Genomic DNA, 25622 nt, shown 5'->3' on the forward strand with positions numbered 1-25622 from the left:
ATGGCGACCGACGGCGTCGATCTCGTCGACGAAGATGATGCAGGGCGCGTTCTTCTTGGCCTGCTCGAACATGTCGCGCACGCGGCTCGCGCCGACGCCGACGAACATCTCGACGAAGTCGGAGCCCGATATGGTGAAGAAAGGCACATTCGCCTCGCCGGCGATGGCGCGGGCGAGCAGCGTCTTGCCCGTGCCGGGCGGTCCGACGAGCAGCACCCCGCGCGGAATGCGTCCGCCGAGGCGCTGGAATTTCTGCGGATCGCGCAGGAACTCGACGATCTCCTGCAAATCCTCTTTCGCCTCGTCGACGCCGGCGACATCCTCGAAGGTCACGCGGCCCTGCGTCTCGGTGAGCAGCTTCGCCTTGGACTTGCCGAAGCCCATGGCCCGGCCGGCGCCGCCATTCTGCATCTGCCGCGAGAGAAAAACCCACACGCCGAGAAAGGCGATGAGCGGCAGCGCATTCAGGAACAGCGTCATCCACCAATTGCCGCTGTCGCTCGACGGACGCGCGCTGATGGAGACATTCTTCGCGGCCAGGCGCTGCACCAGCGTCGGATCATTCGGCGCATAAGTGGTGAAGGAGCGATTGTCGGCGAAATGCCCGCTGATCTCATTGCCGGCGATGGTCACGTCATGGACGCGGCCCTGATCGATCTGCGCCAGCAATTCGCTGAAGGTGATGTCGCGGCCCGCCGTGCGCTGGTTGCGCTGATCGAACAGCATGGCCAGAGCGACGGCGAGCAGCGCGACAATCGCGAATATCATGAAGGGCTTGTAATTCAGTTTCATCACGACCTCCGACGGACGGTCCTGCCAGCTGCGGGACGTCTCCCGCATCGACGGCGCGTGTCGCTTTTGTGACCTTACGACAGCATCTCCAAGTCGCCAAATTAAATGCAGTCATGGGCCATTAGGCGCGATCATGAGCCTGGCCGTTGGCTAGACCGTCGCCGACGCAGGGCGGCTCCGGCCTCATCCGAGACAAAAGGTCGCAGCCTCGCGCGTCGCGGCGGCCATTTCCCGAGCCTGCGCTCGAACAGATATGATTCGAGAAGGAGAGCGGCGAATGGGCGAGGCGAGCGGCGGCTTGCGCACGCGCGGCAGTATGCGTTTTCGCGCACGCGGAATGCATTGCCACGGCTGCGAGCACGCCATAGAGGGGGCCGTGCGCAAGCTCCCCGGCGTCGCCACGGTGAAGGCCGATTATCCGACCGAATGGGTGTCGGTCGTCTATGACCCCGCGACCGCCACGCCCGAGGCGATCCGCGCCGCGGTCGAGAGCCAGGGCTATCGAACCGTCCCCGCCGAAGCGCCCGGGCGCAGCCGCCTCGCGAGGACGTCGGGGCTCCTCCTCGGGCTCGCGGGGGTCGCCCTGCTCGTCTTCATCGACACGCATTGGATCGGCGAGGCCGGCGCGCCCGATATCGGCCGCCATATGAGCCTCGACCTCATCTTCCTGCTCGGCCTGCTCACCGGCTTTCACTGCATCGGAATGTGCGGCGGCTTCGTGCTGAGCTACACCGCCGAGGACGCGCGCCTCGGCCGTCCGTCCTATCGCTCGCATCTGCTCTATGGCGCGGGCAAGACGCTCTCCTACACGACGATCGGCGCATTGTTCGGCCTCGTCGGCGCCTTCATCGCCTTCACGCCCATGCTGCGCGGCGTCGCCGGCGTCGCGGCGGGCGCCTTTCTGATCGTCTTCGGCCTCAACATGCTCGGCCTGCTCAGGCCGCTGCGGCGGTTTCGCTTCGCTCTGCCGGCGCCGTTGCAGCGCTATGTCGATCGCCGCGCCGGGACCTCGCATCGGCCCTTCGTCATCGGCCTGCTCAACGGGCTGATGATCGCCTGCGGGCCTTTGCAGGCCATGTATGTGATGGCGGCGGGAACCGGCAGCGCGCTCGAGGGCGCGAAAATGCTGCTGGCTTTCGGTCTCGGCACGCTGCCCGTGATGATGAGCTTCGGCGCGCTGTCGACGCTCGTCTCCGCCTCGCTGACGCATCGTCTGCTGATGGCCTCGGGCGCGATCGTCGTCGCGCTCGGCGCGGTGATGATCAATCGCGGCCTGATCCTCACCGGCTGGGGCTATGATCTGCAATCCATCGTCGGAACATTGCGCGGGAGCGGCGAGAGCGCCGTCCCCTCCCCCGCGCCGGCCGCCGCGCCGCGAGCCTCGGCGTCTCCGGATCGAGCGGCCTCTCAGACGATCGAGATGGATGTCGTCGCCGCCGGCTTCTCGCCCGATCGCTTCACTCTGGCGAAGGGCGTGCCGGTCCATTGGGTCGTCGACGGCAAGGAAATCACCAATTGCAATAAGCGCATCGTCGTTCCGAGCCTCGGTCTCGAATTCGACGTGAAGCCGGGCAAGCAGACGATCGACTTCACGCCGCGCGAGGCCGGCGTCATCCATTGGAGCTGCTGGATGGGCATGCTGCGCGGCGAATTCGACGTGAAGGACGCGCCGGCGCCCTCACCCGCAGCCGTCGCCGCGAAGCCGCCGGAAGAAAAGCGCGCGGAAGACAAGCGCGCAGAGGAGAAGCCCGCAGAGGAGAAGGCGAGCGCGCGGTCGGCGGCGCGAAACAAAGACTATCGCATCGTCGCCGGCGACACTCTGCGCCGCATCGCCGCCAAGCGCTATGGCGATCCTGCGCGATGGAAGGACATTCTCGCCGCCAATCCCGGTCTCGATCCGCGACGGCTGAAGCCGGAGACGACGATTGCTCTGCCGGGCGAATGATTCGGCTTTCGGATGAACGCTCGCCATCACTCCAGATATTTCGGCAGCTCGCGCTCGAATTCCGGAAAATACAGCGAGATCACGCTCACATCGAATTGCGCGAGAATCTGCTCCTTGGACTCGCGGTCGAGCAGGAAGCGAAAGGCCGCGCTGAGACATTGCTCGGCGCTGGAGACGCCGCCGCCCAATCGCTCGGCGAGCGTTTGCGACATGGTCACGCGATGGCGCGATTTGCTGGCCGCGTCGCGCACGACGACGTCGAAGGAGTGGGTTTTCGGCCCGCCGTCGTCGCGGCGCACAATGTCGATCGCGATGGTCATGCAGCCTCCGCCAGCAGCGTCTCTATGTCGCCCGCGATCGCCTTCGGCCTGTCGGTCGGCGCATAGCGTTTCACGACGCGGCCCTTTCGATCGACGAGGAATTTGGTGAAATTCCATTTGATCGCCTGCGTGCCGAAGAGGCCCGGCGCCTGCGCCTTCAGAAAACGATAGAGCGGATGCGCGGTCTCGCCATTCACCTCGATCTTGGCGAAGAGCGGAAAAGTGACGTCGTAGCGCGTGGAGCAGAAGGCGCCGATCTGCGCCTCGTCGCCGGGCTCCTGATGGCCGAATTGATCGCAGGGAAAGCCGAGCACGGCGAAACCGCGCTCGCGGTAGGCGCGCCAGAGCGCCTCGAGCCCTTCATATTGCGGCGTGAAGCCGCATTTGCTCGCCACATTGACGATGAGCAGGACCTCGCCGGCCCAATCGGACAGGCTCGCATTCGCGCCGTCCAAACGGCGCGCCTCGAAATCGTGAACGCAGCTCGAGATCGGAACGCAGCTCATGGCCGAGGCGACCTCTCGAAATCACCGCCTCGATCGGGGGCGCGCGAGAGGCTCGCCGAGCCGGCCGCTCGGGCGGCGGATCGGCGGAGCCTCTCGACCAATATGGCGCAGCCGTGGGGATTCGTCACGACGCCCGCCGGCTCGACCCATTGTCTCGGGACGGCGGTGGGCGCGCGCCTCACGCCTCGGCGAGCAGGGCGAGAATGTCGGGCTCCAGCTGGCGCGGCGTGTTGGTCGCCTGGAAGCGCTTCACCACATTCCCCTTTCGGTCGATGAGGAATTTGGTGAAGTTCCATTTGACGTCGTCCGCCGAGGCAGGGTCCTTCTCCTTCAGCAGCTTGAAGAGTGGGTGCTGATTCTCGCCATTCACCTCGATCTTGCTGAACAGCGGGAAGGTCGTGACGAAACGGGTCGAGCAGAAGGTCTTGATCTCCTCGTCGGTTCCCGGCTCCTGATTGCTGAACTGATTGCAGGGGAATGCCAGAATGACGAAACCCTTGTCGCGGTTCTCGTTCCAGATCGCCTCGAGCCCGGTGTATTGCGGGGTGAAGCCGCATCTGCTCGCCACATTGACGACGAGAATCACCTTGCCGGCGTAGTCGCCGAGCTTTTGGGTGGTCCCATCGATCGTGCGCGCTTCGATATCATAGAGTTCGGACATGACTGAGAAGGTCTCCGTTCTGTGCGCAGGCGCCCTGGCGCCCGGCGCTTTCTGGTCCTCAGAATGGCGGCGAGCCGCGCCGTGGGCAAGCCACGAAACGCCTAAATTCGCGGCGCCTTCGCCTCATCAGGCGGCGTCGACATTCTCGTCCATCTCCTCGCCGAGCCCGTACTCCTTCATTTTGCGGTAGAGCGTCGAGCGACCGATGCCCAGACGACGCGCAATTTCCGACATCTGCCCCCGATAATGGACGAGGGCGAATTTGATGACCTCGGCCTCCAGCTCCTCGAGCCGGCGCATATCGCCATGCGGCCCGAGCAGCGCCATCACATTGGGATCGCGAATCTCGACGCGCACGATCTCCCGCTCCGGCGCGGAGCCGGGCGCGGCGGGCGCCGGGACCGGCGGCACGCGGGCCGAAAACCCGTCCACATGGGCGGCGATCTGCGGGAACTCATTGACCGTCAGCTCGTCGCCGTCGGCCAGCACCACGGCGCGGAACACGGCGTTCTCGAGCTGGCGGACATTGCCCGGCCAGTCGTAGCTGGCCAGCAGATTGGCGGCCTCGTGGGCGATGCCGCGCAGGCGCTTGTTCTCCTCCGCCGCGAAGCGGATGGCGAAGCGGCGCGCCAGATCGCCAATGTCGTCGCGGCGCGCCCGCAGCGGCGGAATGGTGATCGGGAAGACATTGAGACGATAGAACAAATCCTCGCGGAACAAGCCGCGCTTGACCAGCTCGATCAGATTTTGGTTCGTCGCCGAGATGAGGCGGATATCGACGCGCACCGGACGCTTGGCGCCGACGGGGTCGATCTCGCCCTCCTGCAAGGCGCGCAGCAGCTTCACCTGCGTCTCCAGCGGCAATTCGCCGATCTCGTCGAGAAACAGCGTGCCGCCATTGGCCTCGAGGAATTTGCCCGAATGCTTCTCGGTGGCGCCGGTGAAGGCGCCCTTCTCATGGCCGAAGAGGATGGATTCGACGAGATTGGCGGGCAGAGCGCCGCAATTCACCGTGACGAAGGCCTTGCCGCGGCGATCCGAGCCGCCCTGAATGGCGCGCGCGACGATCTCCTTGCCGACGCCCGACTCGCCCTCGATGAGCACCGGAATATTCGAATGGGCGGCGCGCTCACCGAGGCGGATGACGCGCGCCATCTCGTCGCTGCGGGAGACGAGATCGCGGAAGGTCAGCGCGCCCTGCGTGCGGCGGTTGACGCGGCGCAGCTCGCCCGCGAGCGCATCGGCGGACAGCGCATTCTTGATGGAGACCTGCAGACGCTCCGCGCCGACCGGCTTGACGACGAAATCATGCGCGCCGGCGCGCATGGCCGAGATCACCGTCTCGATGGAGCCATTGGCGGTCTGCACGATGACGGGCACGTCGATCTTGAGGTCGCGCATGCGGGTGAGCACGCCCATGCCGTCGAGATCGGGCATGACGAGGTCGAGAATGAGCAGATCGATCGGCGTCGCGCCGCTCTTCGTCAGCCGCGTCAGCACCTGCTCGCCGCCCTCGACCGTCTCGACATCGAAGCCGAAACGCCGCGCCGAAGCCTCGAGCAGACGGCGCTGGACCGGATCGTCGTCGGCGATAAGTATCGTGGAAGTCATTGATCCTCTTGAAATCTCTCAGGCCTGCGCGGCGTGGGCCCGACCGGATCGCGACGATCCGGCGCGTATGGCAAAGGACGTGAGCGGCGACATCTTCGGCCCATGCTCGGGGATCAGGGTAAATGGGTCGTTAACGAGAGCCTCGCCGTCCCGACGAATCCACGCGCCGAAAGGCGTGAAATCTCTCCAACGGCGCGAGACTTGCATTTTTCCCGCTCCGCGCCCGATATTCGGCCAAGCGCCCTTCATCCTCAACTCCCGGTTTGAACCATGCCGCAACTTCACGCCCGCGTCCAAGGCCCCCTTCACGACGCCGTCTCCGAGGCGCAGTCCGGCGAGCCCGGCCCCACGCTCCCCGAATGGAATCTCGCCGATCTCTATCCCGCGCCGGAGTCGCCGGCGCTGGCCGCCGACATAGCGGCGGCGGAACAGGAGGCCTCCGCCTTCGCGGCCGAGCTTCGTGGCCATCTCGGCGAATTGGCGGCCGGCGCGGCGGCGAGCGAGAGGCTCGCAGAGGCCGTGCGGCGCTATGAGGCGCTACAGGACCTGTTGGGCCGAATCATGTCCTATGCGGGCCTCGTCTACGCCGGCGACACCAGCGACCCCGCGCGCGCCAAATTCTACGGCGACATTCAAGATAAAATCACTGAAATTTCGACGCAATTGCTGTTTTTTCAGCTCGAGCTGAACCGTGTCGACGACGCCGCGCTCGACGCCGCCGCGGCGACGCCGCCGCTGTCGCATTGGAAGCCCTGGCTGGAAGACATTCGCATGGAGAAGCCCTATGAGCTCTCCGACGAGCTGGAGCGTCTCTTCCACGAGAAATCCGTCACCGGCCGCGCCGCCTGGAACCGCCTCTTCGACGAGACCATCGCCTCGCTGCGCTTTTCGATCGGCGGCAAGGAGCTGACGATCGAGCCCGCGCTCAATCTGATGCAGGATTCGCATGAGGAGGTGCGGCGCGAGGCGGCGCTCGCGGTCGGCGCGACGCTGAAGGCCAATCTGCGCACCTTCGCGCTCGTCACCAACACGCTCGCCAAGGATAAGGAGATCGGCGACCGTTGGCGCGGCTTCAAGGACGTCGCCGACTCCCGCCATCTCTCCAACCGGGTCGAGCCGGAGGTGGTCGAGGCGCTGGTGGCGAGCGTCACCGCCGCGCATCCCAGGCTCTCGCATCGCTATTACAAGCTCAAGGCCAAATGGTTCGGCAGAGAGGCGCTGGACTATTGGGACCGCAATGCGCCGCTGCCCTCGGTTCCCTCGCATGTCTATGGCTGGGACGAGGCGCGCGACATCGTTCTGAAGGCGTATAGCGGCTTCGCGCCGCAAATGGCGGAGATCGCCTCACGCTTCTTCGAGCGCGGCTGGATCGACGCGCCGGTGCGGCCGGGCAAGGCGCCGGGCGCCTTCGCGCATCCGACCGTGCCGTCCGTGCATCCTTATGTTCTGGTCAATTTCCAGGGCAAGACGCGCGATGTGATGACGCTCGCCCATGAGCTCGGCCATGGCGTGCATCAAGTGCTCGCCGCGCGGCAGGGCGCGCTGATGGCGCCGACGCCGCTGACGCTGGCCGAGACGGCCTCCGTCTTCGGCGAGATGCTGACCTTCCGCTCACTATTGGCGCAGACGACCGAGACCGACAAGAAGCGCGCGCTGCTCGCCGCCAAGGTGGAGGACATGCTCAACACTGTGGTGCGGCAGATCGCTTTCTATTCTTTCGAGCGCAAGGTCCACACCGAGCGCAAGAAGGGCGAGCTGACCGCCGACAAGCTCTGCGAGCTGTGGATGAGCGTGCAGAGCGACAGTCTCGGCCCGGCCATCCGGCTCGGCGAAGGATACGAATCCTTCTGGGCCTATATTCCGCATTTCGTGCATTCGCCCTTCTATGTCTACGCCTACGCCTTCGGCGATTGTCTCGTGAACTCGCTCTATGGCGTCTATCAAAAGGCGGAGACGGGTTTCGCCGAGCGCTATTTCGGCCTGCTCGAGGCGGGCGGCGCCAAGCCCTACAACGAGCTGCTCGCGCCTTTCGGCCTGGACGCGCGCGATCCCGCCTTTTGGGGCATAGGGCTCGAGATGATCGAAGGGCTCATCGCGGAGCTGGAGGCGATGGAGGGGGCGTGAGGGCCGCCTCCTCGCGCAGAAGCGGCAAGGACATTGAATGGGGATATGTTTTCGAACGGTCCTGATCTCGGCCCTCGTCGCTTCACACACGAGCGTCTCCGCACAGCAAGTCAGAGAGTGGACCTTCCCGGTCGAGAAAGGACCGGTGACGATCGCTCTCCATGAGAACGAAAATTCGCCGAGCGCTTTGCGGATATCGACCAATGTCGATGGCGCGATTTCGACGAAGGTCGAATCGGAAGCGCTGCGCGACGCGCTGGCTGAGCTGAAAAAAGAAAGTTATCGTTTCAGCCGCATCGGGCTTCTGCTGCTCGAGTTTCGCGAGCCCGACGCCCGCGATGACATCGCCCGCGCGATCTATCGGAATCACGCGTGGGAGAGATATGGATCGGTTCACGATCTGCTCGTCGATACGATCAACGAGAGAAACGCGCTCGGTGAGATCCGCGCAGCCCTCGCGTCTGTCGGCTTGGATATGACGGTCGGCTCCGCTGAAAAAATTTCGACGAGCAGCCCGCTGAAGCTCGGAATAGGCGCCGAGCGAAAGCGTGTTATCCCCGTCGCAGCGTCGCTCCAGTCGAGAGTGTTCGTCAAAGACAGCGCGACGCCCCCTCCCCGGCCCTCCCCCGCTTCGCATGGCCGGCCGCCGATTTGAAAGTCGATATTCGCCGCTCGCTGGTCGTGACTCAGCTCGCCCTCGGCGGCTTCCTGTTCGCCGCGATGAAATTCACGCGCTGAAGGGCGAGCCCCCTCACTCCGCATTCTGCCCGATCCGCCACAATACGCCCGAAGGATCGACCACTGTGAAATCACGCATCCGCCAGGGCTGGCGCCTTACATCCGAGACCGCGACGCCATAGCGCGCTGCGATCCCGCTCTCGTCGACCTTCGTCCGCCACGCGTCGACATCCTCCACGAGCAGATGCAGCATCAAATTCTCGGCGAATTCCTTCACGTAGAAATTTTGCAGCAGGAAGCTCACAGTCTCGTGATGGAAATAGGCGGTTCCTCCCGCGTCCGAGGCGAGCGTGAAACCCAGGTCCTGATAGAAGCGCTTGGAGAGCTCGTAATCCTTCGCCGGCACGAAGGCCTTCAATTCGATCGTTTGCAAATTCGACATGAACGGCTCCCGAGAAACGGAACGCCGCTCATCATATCAGGAAAAGCGCGTCAGCTCCCGCGATCCGGCCCGCCCCACAGCCACGCGGCGCCGCGCACGCCGCCCGAGTCGCCATGGACATTGCGCACGATCTTCGTGTCGATCACATCCGAGAACGCCTGCTTCTCGACCAGATCGCGCAGCCCCTCATAGATAAAATCGATATTCGACACGCCGCCGCCCAGCACGATCACATCCGGATCGAGCAGATCGACGATGCCTGCCAGCGCGCGCGACAGGCGGTCGCGATAGACTTCCAGCGCATGGCGCGCCGCCGCCTCGCCCGCAGCGGCGCGCGCCGCGATTTCCTCGCCGCTCGCCTCGGCGCCGATGCGCTGGCCGTAATCGAAGGCGAGCGCCGGGCCGGAGAGAAAGGTCTCCACGCAGCCGTGATGGCCGCAATAGCAGAGCCGCCCGGGAAACTCGTCCGGCGTCATCCACGGCAGCGGCGTATGGCCCCATTCGCCCGCCACCTTGTTGACGCCCGCCAGAACCTTGCCGTCGACGACGATGCCGCCGCCGACGCCCGTCCCCAGAATCACGCCGAAGACGACGCGAGCCCCCGCCCCGGCGCCGTCCACGGCCTCCGACAGCGCGAAGCAATTGGCGTCATTCTCGAGCCGCACCGGGCGCTCGAGCAGCGCCTCGAGGTCCTTGTCCAGCGGCCTGCCGTTGAGCCCTGTGGTGTTGGAGTTCTTCACGAGGCCGGTGCGTGGCGAGATCACGCCCGGCGTGCCGACGCCGACGCTGCCGCGCCCGCCGATCTGGCGCTCGAGATCGAGCACCAGACCGCCGATCGTCGCCAGAACGGCGGCGTAGTCATGAGCGGGCGTCGGCGCGCGAAGGCGCGCCAGCGTCTCGCCCATGGGACCCATGGCGATCGCCTCGGTCTTGGTGCCGCCGAGATCGACGCCGATGCGGAAGGGTTCTCTGGTCATCGCCCTTCGTTCATCTATGGCGGCGGCGCGATCGGCCAGCCCCCGACGCTGGAGACTTTTGTTTCGGCGCGCTTCCGACGCCGAACCGGCGTCCGCTGCGACTGGCGACGCTCTATTGCAGATAGGCGCGATCGAGATCGACCGCGCCTTTCAGCGTCGCGGCCGCGCTTCTGTCGATCCGCACGGAATCGAGCGACAGGCCCTCGGCCGCGGTTCCCACAAAGCGCGCGCCGGTGAAATCGGCGCCGGCGGCGTCGACATCCTTCAGCGAGGCTTTGTCGAAGACGGCGCCGGGAGCGCGCGCGTAGCGCATGTCGGCGCGCGAGAGATCGGCGCCGTCGAAATGCGCGCCGTCGAGCCGCGCCGAGCGCAGCACGGCGCGCATCAGCCCCATGGATTGGTTCTTCATATCCGCCGAGAGATTCGCGCCGCGGAACGATGCCCCGCGCAGATCGGCCCCGGTGAGATCGGCGGCGAGCCGGCTCCGCGAGAAATCGGCGCCCTCGGCGCGGGCGCGCTGCAGCTGCGTCGCGAAGACATGCGCGCCGCGCAGCGTGGCGCCGGAGAGATCGGCCTCCAGCAGCCAGGCCTGATCGAGAATGGCGCCGTCGAGCTTCGCGCCGGCGAGCCGCGCTTTCACCAGCCGCGCCGCGCGCAGATTGACGCCGGTCAGATCGAGGCCGGAGAGATCGAGGCCATTGAGGCTGCGACCCGAGAGATCGAGCGTCTCGCCCGGCTTCGTCGCCGCGAGCCGCGCCTCTATGTCGGCGCGGGTGAATTCCGACTGCGAATAGGCCGGCTGGGCGAGATCGACATTGCGCAGCATGTCCTGCGCCTGCGCCCCAGAGACCGCGCAGAGGAGGAGCGACGCCGCAAGAAGACGCCCGCCCCTCATTCCGCCTGCGCCCGCTCGGCCGCGGCCTCGCTCTTCGCGCCGGCGAGATCCTTGGCCTGCGCCACCCAGCGGCCGCGCTCGGGCCGGCCCGGAACCGCGAGCGTCGCGCCGATCCAGGCGACATTCTCCGAGGACCAGCCGGCGATCTGGTCGAAATGATAGACGCCGAGCCCATGCAGCTTCTCGACGCTCTTGGGCCCCAGGCCTTTGATCTTGGTCAGATCGTCGGCGCGGCCGCCGCGCGGCGCGTCGAGTCCTTCGGGCCGCTGGCCGGGCGCTTTCTTCTCGCTCTCGGCCGGGCGCGGGGAGGCCGCGGCGCGACGGCGCGGCTCGGCGGCTGACGACGACGCTTCGGCGGCGGATGTCGCGGGAGCGGACGGCTCCTCCGCTTTCACGGCGGCGACGAGCTGCTCGGCAGGGGTGGGGGCCGGCGGCGCATGAGAGGGGGCCGGCGGCGCCTCGACGAGCGCGGCGGCGCCGCGGAGCGCCACATGGGGCGGCTTCTTCCTGGCGGGAGCGGCGGGAACGGCGGCGCCGAACAGCAGCTTCACGCCGCCGCCGAAGGGCAGGCCGATCAGATAGGCCGCGGCAAAGAGCAGCCCCAATTCGAGGAAGAGGCCGTTGCGCCCCGGAATGGCTTGCAGATTGGCGACGAAAAAGCCGCCGGCGAGCGCGACGGCCGCGGCCACGATGACACCGTAGCCGGTGAAAGTCGCGCCTTTCACCTTTGTCGTGGACCAGAAGCCGACGACGAGCCCCAGGACGAGCGCGGCGGCGAGCCACTCGGCGCAGGCGGCGAGCAGATAGAGCATGGCGTTCTCCCTCGAAAGCCCCGGATCACCGGATCGAGAATTCGATGCGACGGCCGCTCTTGTCGGCCGCAGCGGCGCCCGAGGCGGAGAGTCGCGCCGCTTCGACGCCCGCCTCGACAAGATAGTTGCGCACGGCCTCGGCGCGACGCAGGCCGATGGCCTCGTTCTCCGCATCCGAGCCCGCGCCCGCGAAACGCCCGACGATGTCGACCGCCACGCCCGGGCTGCGCAGCAGCACGAAGGCGAGAGAATCGGCGACCGGCAAGGATGTTTCCGCGATCATATTATCCGCGCCGAAGGAGAGCCCCTTGGACACGGCCTCCGTCAGCGCGCCATAGAGCCGCGTCGGCGGAATCTCGTCTTTCGTCGTCGCGAGGCCGAGCCGCGCGGCGTTCTCATAGCCTTCCGGCAGATCGCGGAAGAGCCGCGCGCGAATGTCATATTGCGCCTTGGCGTTATAGGCCGCGCCTTCCAGCGCGAGCTTGCGGTCCGACAGCGCAGCGACGCCGGCGTCGAGCCGCGCCAACGCCCGCAGAGCGACGCTCGCCGCCTCGGCGAAGCCTTTGGGCGCGCCGTCGGCGACGGAAATCTCGTCTTCCACGCCATCGCCGAAATCGCGCTTCGCCTGCGCGACGAGGCGCGCGTGGGCGGCGGCGTCCGGCGCGAAGCCGGCGAGCGAGAGCCCGCTATCCTGCTTGCGCGCGGTGAAGACGAAAGGCGAGACGGCGCCCGCCGCCACCGCCACCTGGCCGAGGCGGAAGCTCTTCGGCAGAGCGCCGCGCAGGCTCGCCTCGACGGCCGAGGCGCCGACATTGGTCTTGCCCGAGCCTTCGATGGAGACGACGCCATCCGCGATCGAGGCTTTGCCGCTCGACAGCTTGGCGAGCTCGCGCAAGGCCGCCGTCGCCGCCACGGCGAAATCGCCCGGCGCGCCGCCGGCGACGCGAGACTGGTCGCTCGCCTTGCCGAGAACGGCGGCCTCGGCGGCCAGCGCCTCGCGCGTCGTCTCGCTCGGCGCATAGCCGAACAGCGACACGATCTCGCCGGCCTTGGCGGCGCTCCAGACGAAGGGCGAAATGCGCGGCGGCGCGATCGCCGCCGTCGTCACCGAAACGCCCTCCGGCGGCGTTTTCAGCGCCGCTTCGGCCCGGTCGTAACCATCGAAGCTGGCGGCGGCGCCGGTGACCGACAGCGCGGCGTCGGAGACCGACACGCGACCCTCGCCGAGCGTGTCGAGCAGCGTGACGCCATAGGAGGCGAGCGCGGCGAAATTCTTCGGCGCGCCCAGCGCCGAGACCGAGGAATCGGCGAGCTCGAGGCCTTTGCCGACGGCCGCGGCGCGGATCGCCTCGCGTTCGCCGGGGACCGGCGCATTGCCGGAGAGGGCCAGCGTCTTGCCCTTGCGCTCGAGCGCGAAGACGAAAGGCTTGGCCAGAGGCGGCGGCGTCGTGGCGTCGGTCACGACGCGCACGCCCTCGACCGCCTCGACGCCTTTGACGACCGACGCGACGGCGTCGGGCGAGAGGGCGACGCCGGAGAGCCGGATGTCGCGTCCGTCCACGGCGACGCTCGCCGCTTCGATCGCGCCGGGCGACGCTCCGAGCGCTGCGCGCGCGCGATCACCCAAATCCTTTTCGATCGTCTCGACATTCGTCGTCGCGACGATCGTGAACAAGACGGCCAGCACGGGCAGGCCGATCCACCATTTCGACGGCTGGATCATGGCTTCCGTCGCTCCCTGGGGCGAGAATCATTACGTAACGGGCACAGTTCTACCAGTCGAGCGGCCAGAGACCAACTCGAGGGAAGCGCGTTGCCGCGTCACCGGAGGCCGATTCAGCCCTTTTTCTTGGACGGCTGCTCGCCCGGCTGAGGCGGCGGCGCAGGGTAGAGATCGATGGCTTTTTCGTGCGTCCAGAAGCAATCCAGCGCGCCGGAGGGACGCACGCACCAGAGGGGGCCGTCGCGCTGATCGACGTCAACCTTTTGATCGCGCATGAGCTGCACGCATTGGCCAGACGACAGCTTGCCGCGGAAATAGGCGGCGTCGTCCTTGGCCGCCTTGTCCGAAGCCGGATGGAAGGCGCGTTTGATGTCGGCCAGCTCCCGGCAAGCGAGGACGGCGCCGCGCGCGGCGGCGGCCTGCGCCTCGCGAGCGGGGCCGAGCGTGGCGAATAGGGTGATCGCGACAATGGCGTAGCGGGCGTACATGTCGCGAATCTAACGCATTGGCGCGGACATTTCCAGCCGTGTTCGCGCTCGCGGAATGGGCGATTTGCGGCGACGATTACGACTTGGCCGGCCCCATTCGTCGCTCGATCTCGTTTTTCGCCTTTTTCCACAGATCGATCGCACGCGGCTTTCCCCATTCGTAGAAGCCGATCGCATGCGGCCGCGCCCAATCATAGAAAGCGAGGCCCCATTCGCGGGCGAGACGGCCCGTCGCCTTGGCGAAATCGACGCCCTTGTCGAACCAGGGCAGGAACTGGCTGTCCGCTGGAATCTTCGCCCGCGCCCAGGCGACGGCGTCGCTGACGATCTGCGCGACGGCGCGCCAGAGCTGGTCCCAGGGATCGTCCACCCTTATGGTCGCCACCTTGTCGCGATAGCGCGCGAATTCCTGGGCGAGCGCCGCCTTGGCGCGGCTCTCCTCGTCGAGCCGGCGCTGCAGATCGGCGGCGCGCCTTTCCACCTCCTGCGCCTTGCGGGCGTCGCCGTCGGCCTTTTGCGCATTGCGCCTGGCCTCGAGCTGGGCGTCGTCGATCTCGCGGGTCGACTCGTCCACCTGCACCGCCATCGCCTCATATTTGGAGAGCACGTCGTCGCGCTGCTCGATGACGCTGCGCAGCAGCGAGACGAGCGCATCGCGCCCGAGCTTCTCATATTCCTCGCTGGCGGCGGCGGGCTTCTGCGCCGCCGTGGCCACATTGCGGATGCGATTGTCGGACAGCTCGGCCTCCATCGACTGTTCGCGCCGGGGCTTTCGAGCCGGCGCACGCCGATGCGGTTAGATAAGGAGGCAGAGCCCATCGTCCAGCCGCGAAAGCGCGACGACGAGCCGCGAAAGCGCGGCGGCAAAACGCCTCACGGCGCGCGCTGGAACAGGCCGAAGGTCAAGAGCGCGCCGATGACCACGACGATGATGCGCAGCCAATTGTCCGGAATATGATGCAGCATGCGCGCGCCGACGACGCCGCCGACCGTCGCGCCGAGCGCGGTGACCAGCGCCTGCTCGAGATGCAGATCCGGCGAGAACAGGAAGATCGCGACGGCCGAGGCGTTCATCACCGCGGCGAGGACGTTTTTCGTCGCGGCGGCGATGCGGACATTCTGCCCCGCCATGGTCAGCGCCGCGACCATCAGAAAGCCGATGCCGCCGCCGAAATAGCCGCCATAGACGGAAATGAGGAATTGCGCGACGCCGGCGCCGGCGCTCGAAAGCTGCGCATCGGCGTCGCCCGGCTTGCGCAGGAAGCTGCCATAGGCGAACACCAAAGTCGCGAACAGCACCAGCCAGGGCACCAGCCTGGCGAAGAACGCCGGCGGCGTCAGCAGCAATATGACAGCCCCCACCGCCCCGCCGACGATGCTGATGATGAACAGCGCGCGCAGAGTGAGGCCAGCCGCGGCGCGCGAGAGATCGCGTCCGGCCCAGCCGGTGGCGACCTGGGCGGGAAACAGCGCGACGCAGGAGGTGACATTGGCGGCGCGGGCGTCCATGCCGGTGAGCATGAGCATCGGCAGGGTGAGAAAGGAGCCGCCGCCGGCCAGCGCATTTTGCGCGCCCGCCCACATTGCGACGAAAAAGAGCAGAATCAGCAGCATGGGGCGGCGGCGCCTCTAAACGTCCTAAACCCGATATTTCAGGTCGGGCTCTGGATGGCAAGCCATAGATTCCGAGAACGTCACCCGAGCGACCGCTGCGTCAATCCGCCCGCAAAGGCGCGCACCAGCCGCTCGAGCTCGGCGTCGAGCGTCGCCTCCGGCATCGGCGTGAGCTTCTCCTCGAGGCCGAGCGAAACGACGCCATGCACGGCCGAAAACAATGTACGCGCGAGCAAGGCCCGGGACGGCGCGGGCTCGTCGGGCAGCAAATGCGCGAGCGGCGCCTCGACGAGCGTGAAGAGGCGGCTCTGATCGTCGAGATACCAGGCGGGCGCGGCGCGGCCGTCGGCGAGCCTGTGCTCGAACAGCGCCCGCCAGAGCGCCTTATTGGCGCGGGCGAAGGCCAGATAGCCCTGCGAGAGGCGTAAAAGCTCCTCCGCGGGCGCGGGGACGGGCCCCGGCGGAGCGGCGAGCCCCTGCTCCAGCCGCGCCAGAGTGTCCGCGCCGATGCGCAGGATCAGCCCATCGAGATCGTCGAACACATTGTAGATCGCCCCGACCGCGCAGCCCGCCGCGGCCGCGAGCTCGCGCGCCTTCAAATGCTGCAGCCCGCCCTCGGCGATCGCCGCCCGGCCGACGGCGACGAGCCGCTCGCGCAGATCGGCGCGGCGCGCCGAGGTCTTGCCGGCCGGCTTCGCCGCGGGTTCGCCCTCAGTTTTTTGAACGTCGTTCATTTTGTGCTTGAACACTGCTCCGGTCGTGCTATTGTCATTCATGAACTGCGTTCATAACAGGAGTCCGGGAATGATCAAGCCGCCTTTCCGCCGCTCGAGAATTTCGTCGCCGCGCGCGCGTCTCGAGGCTTAGTATGTGCGGGCGCGCAACGCCTGCGGACCAACCCATCCTTAAAGAGAATCGGCGAAACAAATCCCTCTCGCCGCGCTGACGGAATTTCCCAAATGTCCGAACATCTGCTCCTCACCAAACGTTTCGCGCCTTTGTTCTGGTGCCAGTTCTTCGCCGCCTTCAACGATAATTTCCTCAAGAATGCGCTGGTCCTGCTGATTTTGTTCAAGATCGGCGGGCATGAGGGCGAATCGCTCGTCACCCTCGCCGGCGCGATTTTCATCGCGCCCTATTTCGTGCTCTCCGCGCTCGGCGGCCAGATCGCCGACAAATACGACAAGGCGCTCGTCGCGCGGCGGCTCAAATTCGTGGAGATCGGCGCGGCGATGATCGCCGTCGCGGGCTTCGCGCTGGCTTCCGTGCCGGTGCTGTTCGCCGCGCTGTTTTCCTTCGGCGTGCTCGGCGCGCTGTTCGGCCCGGTGAAATACGGCATATTGCCGGATCATCTGCGCCAGGAGGAATTGCCCGCCGGCAATGCGCTGGTGGAAGGCGCGACCTTCCTCGCCATTCTCGCGGGCACCATCGCCGGCGGCCTCGCCATGCATGGCGGCGGCCAGCCTCTCGTCACGACGATCGGCGTCACCGCCGCGGCCATCGCGGCCTGGGGCGCGGCGCGGCTGATCCCCGCGACCGAGCGCGCGGCGCCCGATCTTCGCATCGACCCCAATGTGCTGCGCTCCACTTTCGCGCTGCTGCGCGAATTGTGGAAGGACACGCGGCTGTGGCGGGTCGGCGCGGTGACGAGCCTGTTCTGGCTCGTCGGCGTCATCGCAATGTCGCTGCTGGCGCCGCTGGTGACGCATGTGATGCACGGCTCGGAGCTGGTGGTCACGCTGTTCCTCGCCGTCTTCGCCATCGCCATCGCGGTGGGCTCCGGCCTCGCCTCCTTCCTGCTCGCGGGGCGCATCGTGCTGCTGCCGGCGGCGATCGGCGCTGCGATCATCGCCGGCGCCTCGCTCGATCTCGGCTGGACGCTGGCGACGCTGGCGCCGCAGGAGACGACGGCGCCGCTGGAGATCGCCGAATTCTTCGCGCTCGACGGCGCCTGGCGCGTGACGGTCGATCTCGCGCTCTTCGCCATCGCCGGTGGGCTGATGATCGTGCCCTCCTTCGCCGCGCTGCAATCCTATGCGCCGGCTTTCGAGCGCTCGCGCATCATCGCCGCGGTCAATGTGCTCAACGCCGCCTTCATGGCCGGCGGCGCGCTCGGCGTGGCGCTGCTGCAGAGCGGCGGCGTCACCGTGCCGCAATTGTTCCTGGGGCTGGGCGCTTTCATGGCGCTCGCCGCTCTATGGATTTACAAAGCGGTCGTCGTCTCCCCTTTTCGTGACGCCCTGTCGATCATCTTCCGCGCCTTCTATCGGCTCGAGGTGAGAGGCTTCGCCAATTTCGACAGGGCCGGCAAGAATCCGATCATCGCGCTCAATCATGTGAGCTTCCTCGACGCGGCGGCGATCCTCTGCGTGCTGCCGGTCGATCCGATCTTCGCCATCGACTCGACGATCGCGACGAAATGGTGGGTGCGGCCTTTCCTGCGCTATGTGCGCGCCATTCCGCTCGATCCGACGCGCCCGCTCGGCACGCGCACACTGGTCAATGCGGTGAAGAACGGCGATCCGCTGATCATCTTCCCCGAAGGACGCCTCACCGTCACCGGCAGCCTGATGAAGGTCTATGACGGCGCCGGGCTGATCGCGGAAAAATCCGGCGCCTGGGTGGTGCCCGTGCGCATAGAGGGGCCGGAGGCGACCATGTTCTCGCGGCTGACGCGCGAGCAGGCGCGGCGTCGCTTCTTCCCCAAATTCACGCTGACCGTGCTGGAGCCGACGCGTCTCGTGGTCGATTCCGCGCTGCGCGGCAAGGCGCGACGCATCGCCTCCGGCGCGGCGCTGTATGAGATCATGTCCGATCTCGTGTTCCGCACCAGCCCCATCGACCGCACGCTGCATCAAGCGCTCGTCGACGCCGCGCGCGAGCATGGCGCCGGCCGCGTCGCGATCCAGGACCCGATCAACGGCGCGCTCACCTATAAGCGCATCATGATCGGCGCCCATGCGCTCGGCCGCAAGCTGCGACGCATATCGCAGACGGGCGAGGCGCTCGGCGTGATGCTGCCCAATTCCAACGGCGCCGCCGTGACAATCTTCGCCGTCGTCGGCGCGGGACGCGTCGCCGCCATGGTGAATTTCACCGCCGGCGCCGCCAATATCGCCTCCGGCCTCAAATCCGCGCAGGCGACGACGCTGCTCACCTCGCGCGCCTTCGTCGAGAAGGGCAAGCTCGACGCGCTGATCGCGGCGTTGGAAAAAGACTTCCGCATCGTCTTCCTCGAGGATGTGCGCGGCGAGATCACCAGGGCCGACAAGCTCTCCGCTCTGCTGCGTCACAAGCGCCCGCTGGAGAAGAGAAGCCCCGACGATCCGGCGGCCATTCTCTTCACCTCGGGCTCGGAAGGCGCGCCCAAGGGCGTCGTGCTCTCGCACAAGAACCTGCTCGCCAATGCGGCGCAGGCCGCGGCGCGCATCGACTTCGGCCGCACCGACAAAATCTTCAGCGTGCTGCCGGTGTTCCATTGCTTCGGGCTCAATGTCGGCCTCATCCTGCCGCTCGTCTCCGGCGTGCCGATCTATTTCTATCCGTCGCCGCTGCACTATAAAATCGTGCCGGAGCTCGTCTATAATTCCAACGCCACAGTGCTGGTCGGCACCGACACCTTCCTCAACGGCTATGCGCGCGTCGCGCATTCCTACGACTTCCGCTCGCTGCGCTATGTCATCGCCGGGGCCGAGCCGGTGAAGCAGGGAACGCGCGACGTCTATCTCGAGAAATTCGGCATTCGCATTCTCGAGGGCTATGGCGTCACCGAGACGGCGCCGGCGCTGGCGCTCAACACGCCGATGTTCAACCGCTTCGGCACGGTGGGGCGGCTGCTGCCGGGCATGGAGCTGCGGCTCGAGACGGTGGCCGGCGTCGCCGAGGGCGGACGTCTCCATGTGCGCGGGCCCAATGTGATGCTCGGCTATCTGATGGCGGACGCGCCCGGCGTGCTGCGACCGCCGGCCGAAGGCTGGCACGACACCGGCGACATCGTGACCGTCGACGCGCAGGGCTTCATCAAGATCCAGGGCCGCGCCAAGCGTTTCGCCAAGATCGGCGGCGAGATGATCTCGCTCGCCGCGGTGGAGACGCTCGCCGCGGACCTGTGGCCGCAATCGCTGTCGGCGGCGGCGCGCGAGCTCGATCCGCGCAAGGGCGAGCGCATCGTGCTGGTGACGCAAAACAAGGACGCGACGCGCCCCGAATTCCTCGCCTTCGCCAAGGCGAGGGGCGCATCGGAGCTGATGGTTCCGGCGGAATTCATGATCGTCGACAAATTGCCGCTGCTCGGCTCCGGCAAGCTCGATTTCGCCGGCGTCGCCACGATGGTGCGCGACCGCAGCCGCTTCATTCTGCCGAATCCGCGCATTCCGAACGGCCTCGGCCGCATCGACGGCGACGCGACGACGCAGACCGTTTGAGACGAAAGGTCGAACGACAATGGACTATCGCAGACTGGGCCGCACGGATCTTCGCGTATCGGCGATCATGCTCGGCACGATGACCTGGGGCCAGCAGAACACGCAGGCCGAAGGACATGCGCAGCTCGACTGCGCGCTCGACCACGGCGTCAATTTCATCGACACGGCGGAGATCTACTCCATCCCGCCGCGCGCCGAGACGCAGGGCTCGACCGAGCGCATCATCGGCGCCTGGCTCGCGGCGCGCAAGAACCGCGACAAGGTGATATTGGCGACGAAAGTCTCGGGCCGCAGCGAGAGCCCCTATCTGCGCCCCTCGGCCGATGGAACGCGGCTCGATCGCAAGAATATCGAATATGCGATCGACGCATCCTTGAAGCGCTTGCAGACGGATTACGTCGATCTCTATCAGCTGCATTGGCCGGATCGGCCGCTGCCGCTGTTCGGCGCCGGCGGCACGATCTTCCGCGCGCCGCCGCAGGTCGAGGAAATCCCCGTCGAGGAGACGCTGGAGGCGCTCGCCGATCTGGTGAAGGCCGGCAAGGTCCGCCATGTCGCGCTCTCCAATGAGACGAGCTGGGGCGTCGCGCGCTTTCTGAGCGCTGCGGAGAAGGGACATGGGCCGCGCGTCGTCTCGATCCAGAACGCGTATAATCTCATCAATCGCACATTCGAGATCGGCCTCGCCGAGACCGCATTGCGCGAGCATGTGGGGCTGCTCGCCTATTCGCCGCTGGCGCAAGGCTATCTCACCGGAAAATATCGAGATGGCGCGCGTCCCGCCGGCGCGCGCACCACGCTGTTCGAGCGCGGCCAGCGCTATGAGAAGCCCGGCGTGGCGCAGGCGATCGACGCCTATCTCGCGCTGGCGAAGGATGTGGGGATTTCGCCGGCGAAGCTCGCGCTCGCCTTCGTGACGTCGCGGCCCTTCGTGACGTCGAACATCATCGGCGCGACGACGATGGCGCAATTGCAGGAGGATCTCGATTCTCTCGAGGTGATCATCACGCCGGAGATCGAGGCGCGCATCGACGAGATTCACCAGCTGCACAGCAATCCGGCGCCGTGAGGCGCGCCCCCTCCCCGACCCCGCCGCGCTGCGGGTCCGGCGAGAGGGCTGGAGAGAAACGGCGTCATGGAAGTCAGTCTGCGGCTCGCGCCGCTCGAGGAAAAGCGAGAGATCGCCGCTCTGCTGCGACGCTATCTCATCGAGCTCGGCCCGTGGGGCTATGACGAGCCCGACAATTATCCGTTTCTCGATTCCTATTGGCGCGAGGAGCGTCGCTCGCCCTATGTGATCGAAGCCGATGGTCGCGCCGCCGGCTTCATCCTCGTCAATGCGATCTCCATCTCCGGCTATCCGGTCGACGCCTCCATCGCGGAATTCTATGTGCTGCCGGAGCTGCGCCGCGCCGGCTGCGGGAGCGCTGCGGCGATGCGCGCCTTTCGCTCGCGCATCGGCTGGTGGGAGCTCTCCTTCCATCGCGACAACGCCGCGGCCTGCGCCTTCTGGCCGACGACCGCCGAGCGCGCCGGCGGCAAGCGCATTCAGTTCTTCGATATAGGCGAGAGCCGCATATTGCGCTTTCGCATGTCGCGCTGATCACTTCACCGGAACGAGCAAATCCGTGATCAACCCTTCGGGCGGCGCGTCACAGGGCGTATTGCGATAGATCTCGAGCGCCGGCCGATCGGCCGGCTCATGGCCGCTGGTCGGCAACCATTCGCCATAGAGCTTCTGAAAGGCGGCGGCGATGCCGCCATAGGGGCCCACATGCCGATAGGAAGCGTAGCGTCCTCCTGGAATATCGGCGGTCGTCACATCGTCCGAAGCAGCCACCCGCTCTGGAAACACGAGGCCAGCGCAATAGCGAAAGCCGCAATCCGCTTCCGGGTCGCCGTAGCTGACGCCGATGGGATAGAGCGCCTGCCCGGCGAGCCCAGCCTGCATATGCCAGCGCCAAAGGGCCGCCCATGTCTCCGGTATGGAGGCGACCGGCCCCTTATGCTCCAGAAGATGCGCGCGGATCGGCGCCAGATCGACGATCTCGACATTCATGGCCTCGTCCTTTCTCGTGACGACGACGGGGGAAGGCAAAGAAAAATCCGCGCGGCGCGATGCGCTTGCCATACTCATTGCGCGTGGTCGCCTTCATGGCGATCACGAATACAGCGGCGCGAGGCGCGGCGCGTTGCGGCGATTGCTCTTTTCCCACCCATGCGCGAAAACCGCAATGGTCGTCGAATTATCGCATTTATCGCGATGATCCATGCATGGGCCGGGGCGAGCGAGAAGGATTTTGAAAATGCGTCTCATCGGAATGCTGGATTCCCCCTATGTGCGACGCGTCGCAGTGTCCTTGAACGCAATGGGCCTGCCCTTCGTGCACGAGCCCCTCTCGGTGTTTCGCGACTATACGGCTTTCTCCGCGATCAACCCGGTCGTGAAAGCGCCGACGCTCGTCACCGACGAGGGGGTGACGCTGCTCGATTCGGCCCTGATCCTCGATTATCTGGAGCGCCTCGTCCCGGCCGAGCGCCGGCTGGCTCCGCAGGGGCTCGCCGATTTCGCGCGGTCGCAGCGAATCATCGGGCTGGCGCTGGCGGCGAATGAAAAATCGGTCCAGCTCGTTTACGAATCGAAGCGGCCCGACGAGCGACGATACGAGCCCTGGGTCGATCGCGTGAGCAGCCAGCTCGTCGCCGCCTATCGCCTGCTCGAGGCGGAAATCGCTATGGCCGGAGACGGATTCCTGTTCGCCGCGCGCCCGCTGCAGGCGGACATCGCCGCCGCCGTCGCCTGGCGCTTCACGCGCAGCGTCGCTCCGGATCGGCTCGACGCAGCCGAGTTTCCCGCGCTCGCGGAATTTTCGGCGCGTGCCGAGCGCCTGCCGGAATTCGCGGCTGCGGATTTCGACTGATATCCTTCCCAGGAGAGCGCGGCGTCGGTTCGCGGCCTCCACCTCGCACCGCGCGCGCGGACGGCTCAGAATCGCGTCGCCGCACGCGCATTGCGCAGCCTGATCCCGCTCGCGTGCAGCGAGCAATCGAAAACACCGCCGATATCGGCGAACGAATCGACGAGCCGCAGCTCCACATCCGCAGCGCGAAGCTCGCCGGGCAGGTCGGTCAGCTCATCGACGCGCAGCGGCGAGACGGCGGCCCGCGAGACCCACATGCCGGCGTCCTCCAGATCGACGAATTCCGCGTGAGGCAGCTCGTAGCGAAAGATCGAAGCCTCCGCCAATTCGTCAAGCCGGGATCGCTCCACAAATGCGATCATGCGCGCGGCGCTGCCGGCGAACCAGAATTCGCGATCCTCTCGCGTCGTCATCGCCGTCGGCCAGATCAGAATGCGCGGACAGTCGCGCGGGAAGAGATAGAGGGCGAGATGCGCCTCGTCGATCGCCCAGACGAGCGGGCCATTCAGCCATTCGCGGCCGGGCGGCCGACGCGCGGGCGTGCGGACCGGGCGCGGCACGAAACGGACGATCTTCGGATCGTCGCTGAAATGGAGCAATCTCATCGAAAGCCGTCGAGAAAAGGATATGGAATGAATTCTGATCGCTCGAAAGCAAAGTTCAGCCGCGCAGCTTCTCCAGCAGCCAGTCCAGCGCCTCTGGAAACAGCAGCTCCTGCGTCGCGGCGATCTCCGCGGCGCTCCACCATTTCCAGCCGAGCACGTCGCTGCGCTCGACCTCGGTGAAGCCGCGCGTGTCCGGCGTGAATTCGCCGACGCGAATGGCGTAGAAGCGCTCGTCGGCCTGAAACCAGTCCGCGCCGAGCTGCATCGGGAATTCGCGCGAGAAGACGATCTCGCCGAGATCGACGCCGGTGAGCCCCGTCTCTTCGGCGAGCTCGCGGCGCGCGGCCGCGTCGAAAGTCTCGCCGGGCTCGACGGCGCCGCCGATCGAACCCCAGAAATGCGCATATCCCTGCGCCTCGAAAATCGGCGAAAGACGCGTCGAATAGCGGAACAGCAGAACGCGATGCTCCGCGTCGAGCGGCAGCAGCCGCGCCGCCGGGCGGCGCTCGAGCGTTCGCCCGTCATAGGGCATCACGACGGTCTCGCGCGCGCTCTCCTGCGCCCAGCGCTCGAGCGTCCAGCGCCCGTCCTCGTAGAGGAACCAATTGGGCGCGGCGTGGAGCACCGGCGGGTCGCGCTTCTCGGACAGGCCGAGGCCGGTCGCCAGCCGATAGCCTATGTCGAGCACCCCCGCATGAGCGACGACGAGAACCGTCTCGCCGGGATGCCGCTCGGCGATGGCGGTCAGCTCCGCGCCGACGCGATCGGCGAAAGCCGCGAGCGTCTCGCCGCCCGGGATGAGAAATTCCGCCTGGCGCTGGCGGTGCAGCGCATGCTCGCTCGGAAAGGCGCGGTCGACGTCGTCGAAGGTCATGCCCTGCCAGGCGCCGTCGTCCTTCTCGCGCAGCGCCACGCGCGTCTCGACGGGCAAGCCGAGCCGCCTCGCCAGCGGCGTGACGGTCTGCAAGGCGCGTCTCAAATCGCTGCTATAGATGCGGTCGAAACGCTCCGAGCCGAGCTCGCGCGCCAGCGCCTCGGCCTGCGCCACTCCCCGCACGTTCAAGGGGATGTTCAATTGCCCCTGAACGCGCCGCTCGAGATTCCAATTGGTTTCGCCGTGCCGTGCGAGACAGATGCGCGTGCGCGCCATGACGATTCTCCGGGATGGCCGCACGTCCTAGCCGCGAAAAGCCGATCCGTCCAGCGGGACTGTGCGCCGCACAATGCGCGCGATAAATCCTATGGGCGTCCCAGACTTCCCGGCGCTGTGCGCTGCGATTTGCCGGCCGCGCTCGCAGCCGTCCATCAGCGCCACGAGCGCGGCCGGCATCATTATAGTATTCTAGTGAATTACTGAGCTGTGCATAGAGCAAAGCCGACGCCAGGGCCGGCGGATCGCCCCAGACGACCGAATTCTCGCGCCGTCGCGGCGGATTCGATGCTGGCGTTTTCCTTTTTGCATGATAGTCAATATATCTATTCTATCCGCTTCGCCGTCATGGGTTTCGGCGCGGCCCCCTCGCGTCGCGCCGCCGCGCTATCGTCCGCTTCGAGGCGACAATCGCAAGACAGCCGATGGGGTTTGCCGACTTGCTCGAGGCGAAGCTCGCGCTCTATGCGGCGCGCGGACCGGAGAGACTGCGTAACGATGCTGTCCAACAAAGCGAAATACGGGCTCAAGGCGCTGATCCATCTCGCCGGCGCCGAAGGGCAGTGCCTCGCCGGCGACATGGCGACGCAGAATAATATTCCGCGCAAATTCCTCGACGCCATCCTGCTGGAAATGCGCAACGCCGGCATTTTGAACAGCAAGAAGGGCAAGGGCGGCGGCTATCATCTCGCCCGCCCCGCCGACAAGATCACGGTCGGCCAGATCATCCGCATTCTCGACGGGCCGCTGGCGCCCATCGCCTGCGCCAGCCGCACCGCCTATCAGCGCTGCAGCGATTGCCCGGACGAGGACGCCTGCGCGATCCGCGATCTGATGCTCGACGTGCGCGACGCCATGGCGCTGATCCTCGATCGCACCAGCATCGCCTCGCTGCGCGGCAGGGGCCGGCGCTCGGCGCAGATCCTGCGCTGAG

The 25622-nt window shown here is 66.6% G+C and carries 25 protein-coding genes; 7 read left to right on the top strand and 18 right to left on the bottom strand.

The window, feature by feature from the left end; all coding sequences use genetic code 11:
• The coding region (locus VIF40_RS14800) for an ATP-dependent metallopeptidase FtsH/Yme1/Tma family protein (RefSeq protein ID WP_331938280.1) at window positions 1–792 on the bottom strand (792 nt) is incomplete at its 3' end.
• A gap of 277 nt (window positions 793–1069) precedes the next feature.
• Here VIF40_RS14800 and VIF40_RS14805 point away from each other — a divergent pair.
• A complete protein-coding gene (locus tag VIF40_RS14805; RefSeq protein WP_331938281.1) occupies window positions 1070–2737 on the top strand; it encodes a sulfite exporter TauE/SafE family protein in 1668 nt (555 codons plus the stop codon).
• A 26-nt stretch (window positions 2738–2763) separates the two neighbouring features.
• On the opposite strand, the gene VIF40_RS14810 is transcribed toward VIF40_RS14805, so the two are convergent.
• The 4 genes from VIF40_RS14810 to VIF40_RS14825 all read right to left on the bottom strand — a co-directional run bounded on the left by VIF40_RS14810 (window position 2764) and on the right by VIF40_RS14825 (window position 5835).
• A complete protein-coding gene (locus VIF40_RS14810) occupies window positions 2764–3057 on the bottom strand; it encodes a hypothetical protein (RefSeq protein ID WP_331938282.1) in 294 nt (97 codons plus the stop codon).
• Entirely contained in the window at window positions 3054–3563 is a 510-nt protein-coding gene (locus VIF40_RS14815; RefSeq protein WP_331938283.1) for a glutathione peroxidase, read from the bottom strand. Before VIF40_RS14815 ends, VIF40_RS14810 begins: the two co-directional genes overlap by 4 nt.
• Window positions 3564–3741: 178 nt before the next feature.
• Window positions 3742–4224 (bottom strand): glutathione peroxidase, encoded by a 483-nt coding sequence (locus VIF40_RS14820; protein ID WP_331938284.1) that lies wholly within the window; start codon window positions 4222–4224, stop codon window positions 3742–3744.
• A gap of 126 nt (window positions 4225–4350) precedes the next feature.
• On the bottom strand, window positions 4351–5835 hold the full coding sequence (locus VIF40_RS14825; RefSeq protein ID WP_331938285.1) for a sigma-54 dependent transcriptional regulator: 1485 nt from the start codon (window positions 5833–5835) through the stop codon (window positions 4351–4353).
• Window positions 5836–6105: 270 nt separating this feature from the next.
• Between VIF40_RS14825 and VIF40_RS14830 the strand changes: the two genes are divergently transcribed.
• Window positions 6106–7959 carry a M3 family oligoendopeptidase gene (locus VIF40_RS14830; protein WP_331938286.1) on the top strand — a complete coding sequence of 618 codons (1854 nt, stop codon included), beginning with the start codon at window positions 6106–6108 and terminating at the stop codon, window positions 7957–7959.
• A gap of 82 nt (window positions 7960–8041) precedes the next feature.
• Here VIF40_RS14830 and VIF40_RS14835 read toward each other — a convergent pair whose 3' ends face one another.
• From VIF40_RS14835 to VIF40_RS14880, 10 genes are all read right to left on the bottom strand, one after another.
• Entirely contained in the window at window positions 8042–8596 is a 555-nt protein-coding gene (locus tag VIF40_RS14835) for a hypothetical protein (RefSeq protein WP_331938287.1), read from the bottom strand.
• Between the two features lie 114 nt (window positions 8597–8710).
• Window positions 8711–9079, bottom strand: coding sequence for a VOC family protein (locus VIF40_RS14840; protein WP_331938288.1), 369 nt, complete (start codon window positions 9077–9079; stop codon window positions 8711–8713).
• 50 nt (window positions 9080–9129) lie between these two features.
• Complete coding sequence (locus VIF40_RS14845; RefSeq protein WP_331938289.1) at window positions 9130–10056, bottom strand: ROK family protein; 927 nt, start codon at window positions 10054–10056, stop codon at window positions 9130–9132.
• A gap of 112 nt (window positions 10057–10168) precedes the next feature.
• Window positions 10169–10951: a pentapeptide repeat-containing protein gene (locus VIF40_RS14850; RefSeq protein WP_414684815.1), complete on the bottom strand. Its 783-nt coding sequence runs from the start codon at window positions 10949–10951 to the stop codon at window positions 10169–10171.
• Complete coding sequence (locus VIF40_RS14855) at window positions 10948–11763, bottom strand: hypothetical protein (RefSeq protein ID WP_331938291.1); 816 nt, start codon at window positions 11761–11763, stop codon at window positions 10948–10950. Before VIF40_RS14855 ends, VIF40_RS14850 begins: the two co-directional genes overlap by 4 nt.
• A 25-nt stretch (window positions 11764–11788) precedes the next feature.
• Complete coding sequence (locus tag VIF40_RS14860) at window positions 11789–13486, bottom strand: OmpA family protein (protein ID WP_331938292.1); 1698 nt, start codon at window positions 13484–13486, stop codon at window positions 11789–11791.
• Window positions 13487–13599: 113 nt separating this feature from the next.
• Window positions 13600–13974: a hypothetical protein gene (locus VIF40_RS14865; protein ID WP_331938293.1), complete on the bottom strand. Its 375-nt coding sequence runs from the start codon at window positions 13972–13974 to the stop codon at window positions 13600–13602.
• Between the two features lie 76 nt (window positions 13975–14050).
• Window positions 14051–14725, bottom strand: coding sequence for a hypothetical protein (locus VIF40_RS14870; protein WP_331938294.1), 675 nt, complete (start codon window positions 14723–14725; stop codon window positions 14051–14053).
• Window positions 14726–14847: 122 nt separating this feature from the next.
• Window positions 14848–15588 carry a sulfite exporter TauE/SafE family protein gene (locus VIF40_RS14875; protein ID WP_331938295.1) on the bottom strand — a complete coding sequence of 247 codons (741 nt, stop codon included), beginning with the start codon at window positions 15586–15588 and terminating at the stop codon, window positions 14848–14850.
• A gap of 80 nt (window positions 15589–15668) precedes the next feature.
• Window positions 15669–16364, bottom strand: coding sequence for a TetR-like C-terminal domain-containing protein (locus VIF40_RS14880; RefSeq protein WP_331938296.1), 696 nt, complete (start codon window positions 16362–16364; stop codon window positions 15669–15671).
• 183 nt (window positions 16365–16547) lie between these two features.
• Here VIF40_RS14880 and VIF40_RS14885 point away from each other — a divergent pair, with 183 nt between their 5' ends.
• From VIF40_RS14885 to VIF40_RS14895, 3 genes are all read left to right on the top strand, one after another.
• Window positions 16548–20012 (top strand): acyl-[ACP]--phospholipid O-acyltransferase, encoded by a 3465-nt coding sequence (locus tag VIF40_RS14885; RefSeq protein WP_331938297.1) that lies wholly within the window; start codon window positions 16548–16550, stop codon window positions 20010–20012.
• A 19-nt stretch (window positions 20013–20031) separates the two neighbouring features.
• Window positions 20032–21081, top strand: coding sequence for an aldo/keto reductase (locus VIF40_RS14890; protein WP_331938298.1), 1050 nt, complete (start codon window positions 20032–20034; stop codon window positions 21079–21081).
• Between the two features lie 66 nt (window positions 21082–21147).
• Window positions 21148–21615 (top strand): GNAT family N-acetyltransferase, encoded by a 468-nt coding sequence (locus VIF40_RS14895; RefSeq protein WP_331938299.1) that lies wholly within the window; start codon window positions 21148–21150, stop codon window positions 21613–21615.
• On the opposite strand, the gene VIF40_RS14900 is transcribed toward VIF40_RS14895, so the two are convergent.
• Window positions 21616–22071 (bottom strand): GyrI-like domain-containing protein, encoded by a 456-nt coding sequence (locus tag VIF40_RS14900; protein WP_331938300.1) that lies wholly within the window; start codon window positions 22069–22071, stop codon window positions 21616–21618.
• Between the two features lie 247 nt (window positions 22072–22318).
• Here VIF40_RS14900 and VIF40_RS14905 point away from each other — a divergent pair, with 247 nt between their 5' ends.
• Window positions 22319–22933, top strand: a complete 615-nt coding sequence (locus VIF40_RS14905) for a glutathione S-transferase (protein ID WP_331938301.1) — start codon at window positions 22319–22321, stop codon at window positions 22931–22933.
• A 65-nt stretch (window positions 22934–22998) separates the two neighbouring features.
• Here the strand turns inward: VIF40_RS14905 and VIF40_RS14910 are convergent, their stop codons facing one another.
• Together VIF40_RS14910 and VIF40_RS14915 are read right to left on the bottom strand one after the other, a co-directional pair.
• The gene (locus tag VIF40_RS14910) at window positions 22999–23538 is read right to left on the bottom strand and encodes a DUF6886 family protein (RefSeq protein WP_331938302.1); all 540 of its coding nucleotides are present in this window, start codon (window positions 23536–23538) and stop codon (window positions 22999–23001) included.
• A 55-nt stretch (window positions 23539–23593) separates the two neighbouring features.
• Window positions 23594–24688 carry a histidine phosphatase family protein gene (locus VIF40_RS14915; protein WP_331938303.1) on the bottom strand — a complete coding sequence of 365 codons (1095 nt, stop codon included), beginning with the start codon at window positions 24686–24688 and terminating at the stop codon, window positions 23594–23596.
• Between the two features lie 498 nt (window positions 24689–25186).
• On the opposite strand from VIF40_RS14915, the gene VIF40_RS14920 reads away from it, so the two are divergent.
• Window positions 25187–25621 carry an Rrf2 family transcriptional regulator gene (locus tag VIF40_RS14920; RefSeq protein WP_331938304.1) on the top strand — a complete coding sequence of 145 codons (435 nt, stop codon included), beginning with the start codon at window positions 25187–25189 and terminating at the stop codon, window positions 25619–25621.
• Window position 25622 lies beyond the last annotated feature (1 nt).

Origin of the sequence: Methylosinus sp. (genome assembly GCF_036560965.1) — a bacterium.
Taxonomy (GTDB): Bacteria; Pseudomonadota; Alphaproteobacteria; order Rhizobiales; family Beijerinckiaceae; genus Methylosinus.

What these genes read in the sequence shown, in the direction of transcription:
- VIF40_RS14860 (WP_331938292.1), bottom strand. Translation starts at nt 13,486, where the DNA reads ATGATCCAGCCGTCGAAATGGTGGATCGGCCTGCCCGTGCTGGCCGTC.
- VIF40_RS14815 (WP_331938283.1), bottom strand. Translation starts at nt 3,563, where the DNA reads ATGAGCTGCGTTCCGATCTCGAGCTGCGTTCACGATTTCGAGGCGCGC.
- VIF40_RS14910 (WP_331938302.1), bottom strand. Translation starts at nt 23,538, where the DNA reads ATGAGATTGCTCCATTTCAGCGACGATCCGAAGATCGTCCGTTTCGTG.
- VIF40_RS14835 (WP_331938287.1), bottom strand. Translation starts at nt 8,596, where the DNA reads ATGCGAAGCGGGGGAGGGCCGGGGAGGGGGCGTCGCGCTGTCTTTGAC.
- VIF40_RS14825 (WP_331938285.1), bottom strand. Translation starts at nt 5,835, where the DNA reads ATGACTTCCACGATACTTATCGCCGACGACGATCCGGTCCAGCGCCGT.
- VIF40_RS14840 (WP_331938288.1), bottom strand. Translation starts at nt 9,079, where the DNA reads ATGTCGAATTTGCAAACGATCGAATTGAAGGCCTTCGTGCCGGCGAAG.
- VIF40_RS14900 (WP_331938300.1), bottom strand. Translation starts at nt 22,071, where the DNA reads ATGAATGTCGAGATCGTCGATCTGGCGCCGATCCGCGCGCATCTTCTG.
- VIF40_RS14850 (WP_414684815.1), bottom strand. Translation starts at nt 10,951, where the DNA reads ATGAGGGGCGGGCGTCTTCTTGCGGCGTCGCTCCTCCTCTGCGCGGTC.
- VIF40_RS14895 (WP_331938299.1), top strand. Translation starts at nt 21,148, where the DNA reads ATGGAAGTCAGTCTGCGGCTCGCGCCGCTCGAGGAAAAGCGAGAGATC.
- VIF40_RS14905 (WP_331938301.1), top strand. Translation starts at nt 22,319, where the DNA reads ATGCGTCTCATCGGAATGCTGGATTCCCCCTATGTGCGACGCGTCGCA.
- VIF40_RS14920 (WP_331938304.1), top strand. Translation starts at nt 25,187, where the DNA reads ATGCTGTCCAACAAAGCGAAATACGGGCTCAAGGCGCTGATCCATCTC.
- VIF40_RS14865 (WP_331938293.1), bottom strand. Translation starts at nt 13,974, where the DNA reads ATGTACGCCCGCTACGCCATTGTCGCGATCACCCTATTCGCCACGCTC.
- VIF40_RS14820 (WP_331938284.1), bottom strand. Translation starts at nt 4,224, where the DNA reads ATGTCCGAACTCTATGATATCGAAGCGCGCACGATCGATGGGACCACC.
- VIF40_RS14805 (WP_331938281.1), top strand. Translation starts at nt 1,070, where the DNA reads ATGGGCGAGGCGAGCGGCGGCTTGCGCACGCGCGGCAGTATGCGTTTT.
- VIF40_RS14830 (WP_331938286.1), top strand. Translation starts at nt 6,106, where the DNA reads ATGCCGCAACTTCACGCCCGCGTCCAAGGCCCCCTTCACGACGCCGTC.
- VIF40_RS14870 (WP_331938294.1), bottom strand. Translation starts at nt 14,725, where the DNA reads ATGGAGGCCGAGCTGTCCGACAATCGCATCCGCAATGTGGCCACGGCG.
- VIF40_RS14880 (WP_331938296.1), bottom strand. Translation starts at nt 16,364, where the DNA reads ATGAATGACAATAGCACGACCGGAGCAGTGTTCAAGCACAAAATGAAC.
- VIF40_RS14915 (WP_331938303.1), bottom strand. Translation starts at nt 24,688, where the DNA reads ATGGCGCGCACGCGCATCTGTCTCGCACGGCACGGCGAAACCAATTGG.
- VIF40_RS14885 (WP_331938297.1), top strand. Translation starts at nt 16,548, where the DNA reads ATGTCCGAACATCTGCTCCTCACCAAACGTTTCGCGCCTTTGTTCTGG.
- VIF40_RS14810 (WP_331938282.1), bottom strand. Translation starts at nt 3,057, where the DNA reads ATGACCATCGCGATCGACATTGTGCGCCGCGACGACGGCGGGCCGAAA.
- VIF40_RS14845 (WP_331938289.1), bottom strand. Translation starts at nt 10,056, where the DNA reads ATGACCAGAGAACCCTTCCGCATCGGCGTCGATCTCGGCGGCACCAAG.
- VIF40_RS14890 (WP_331938298.1), top strand. Translation starts at nt 20,032, where the DNA reads ATGGACTATCGCAGACTGGGCCGCACGGATCTTCGCGTATCGGCGATC.
- VIF40_RS14855 (WP_331938291.1), bottom strand. Translation starts at nt 11,763, where the DNA reads ATGCTCTATCTGCTCGCCGCCTGCGCCGAGTGGCTCGCCGCCGCGCTC.
- VIF40_RS14875 (WP_331938295.1), bottom strand. Translation starts at nt 15,588, where the DNA reads ATGCTGCTGATTCTGCTCTTTTTCGTCGCAATGTGGGCGGGCGCGCAA.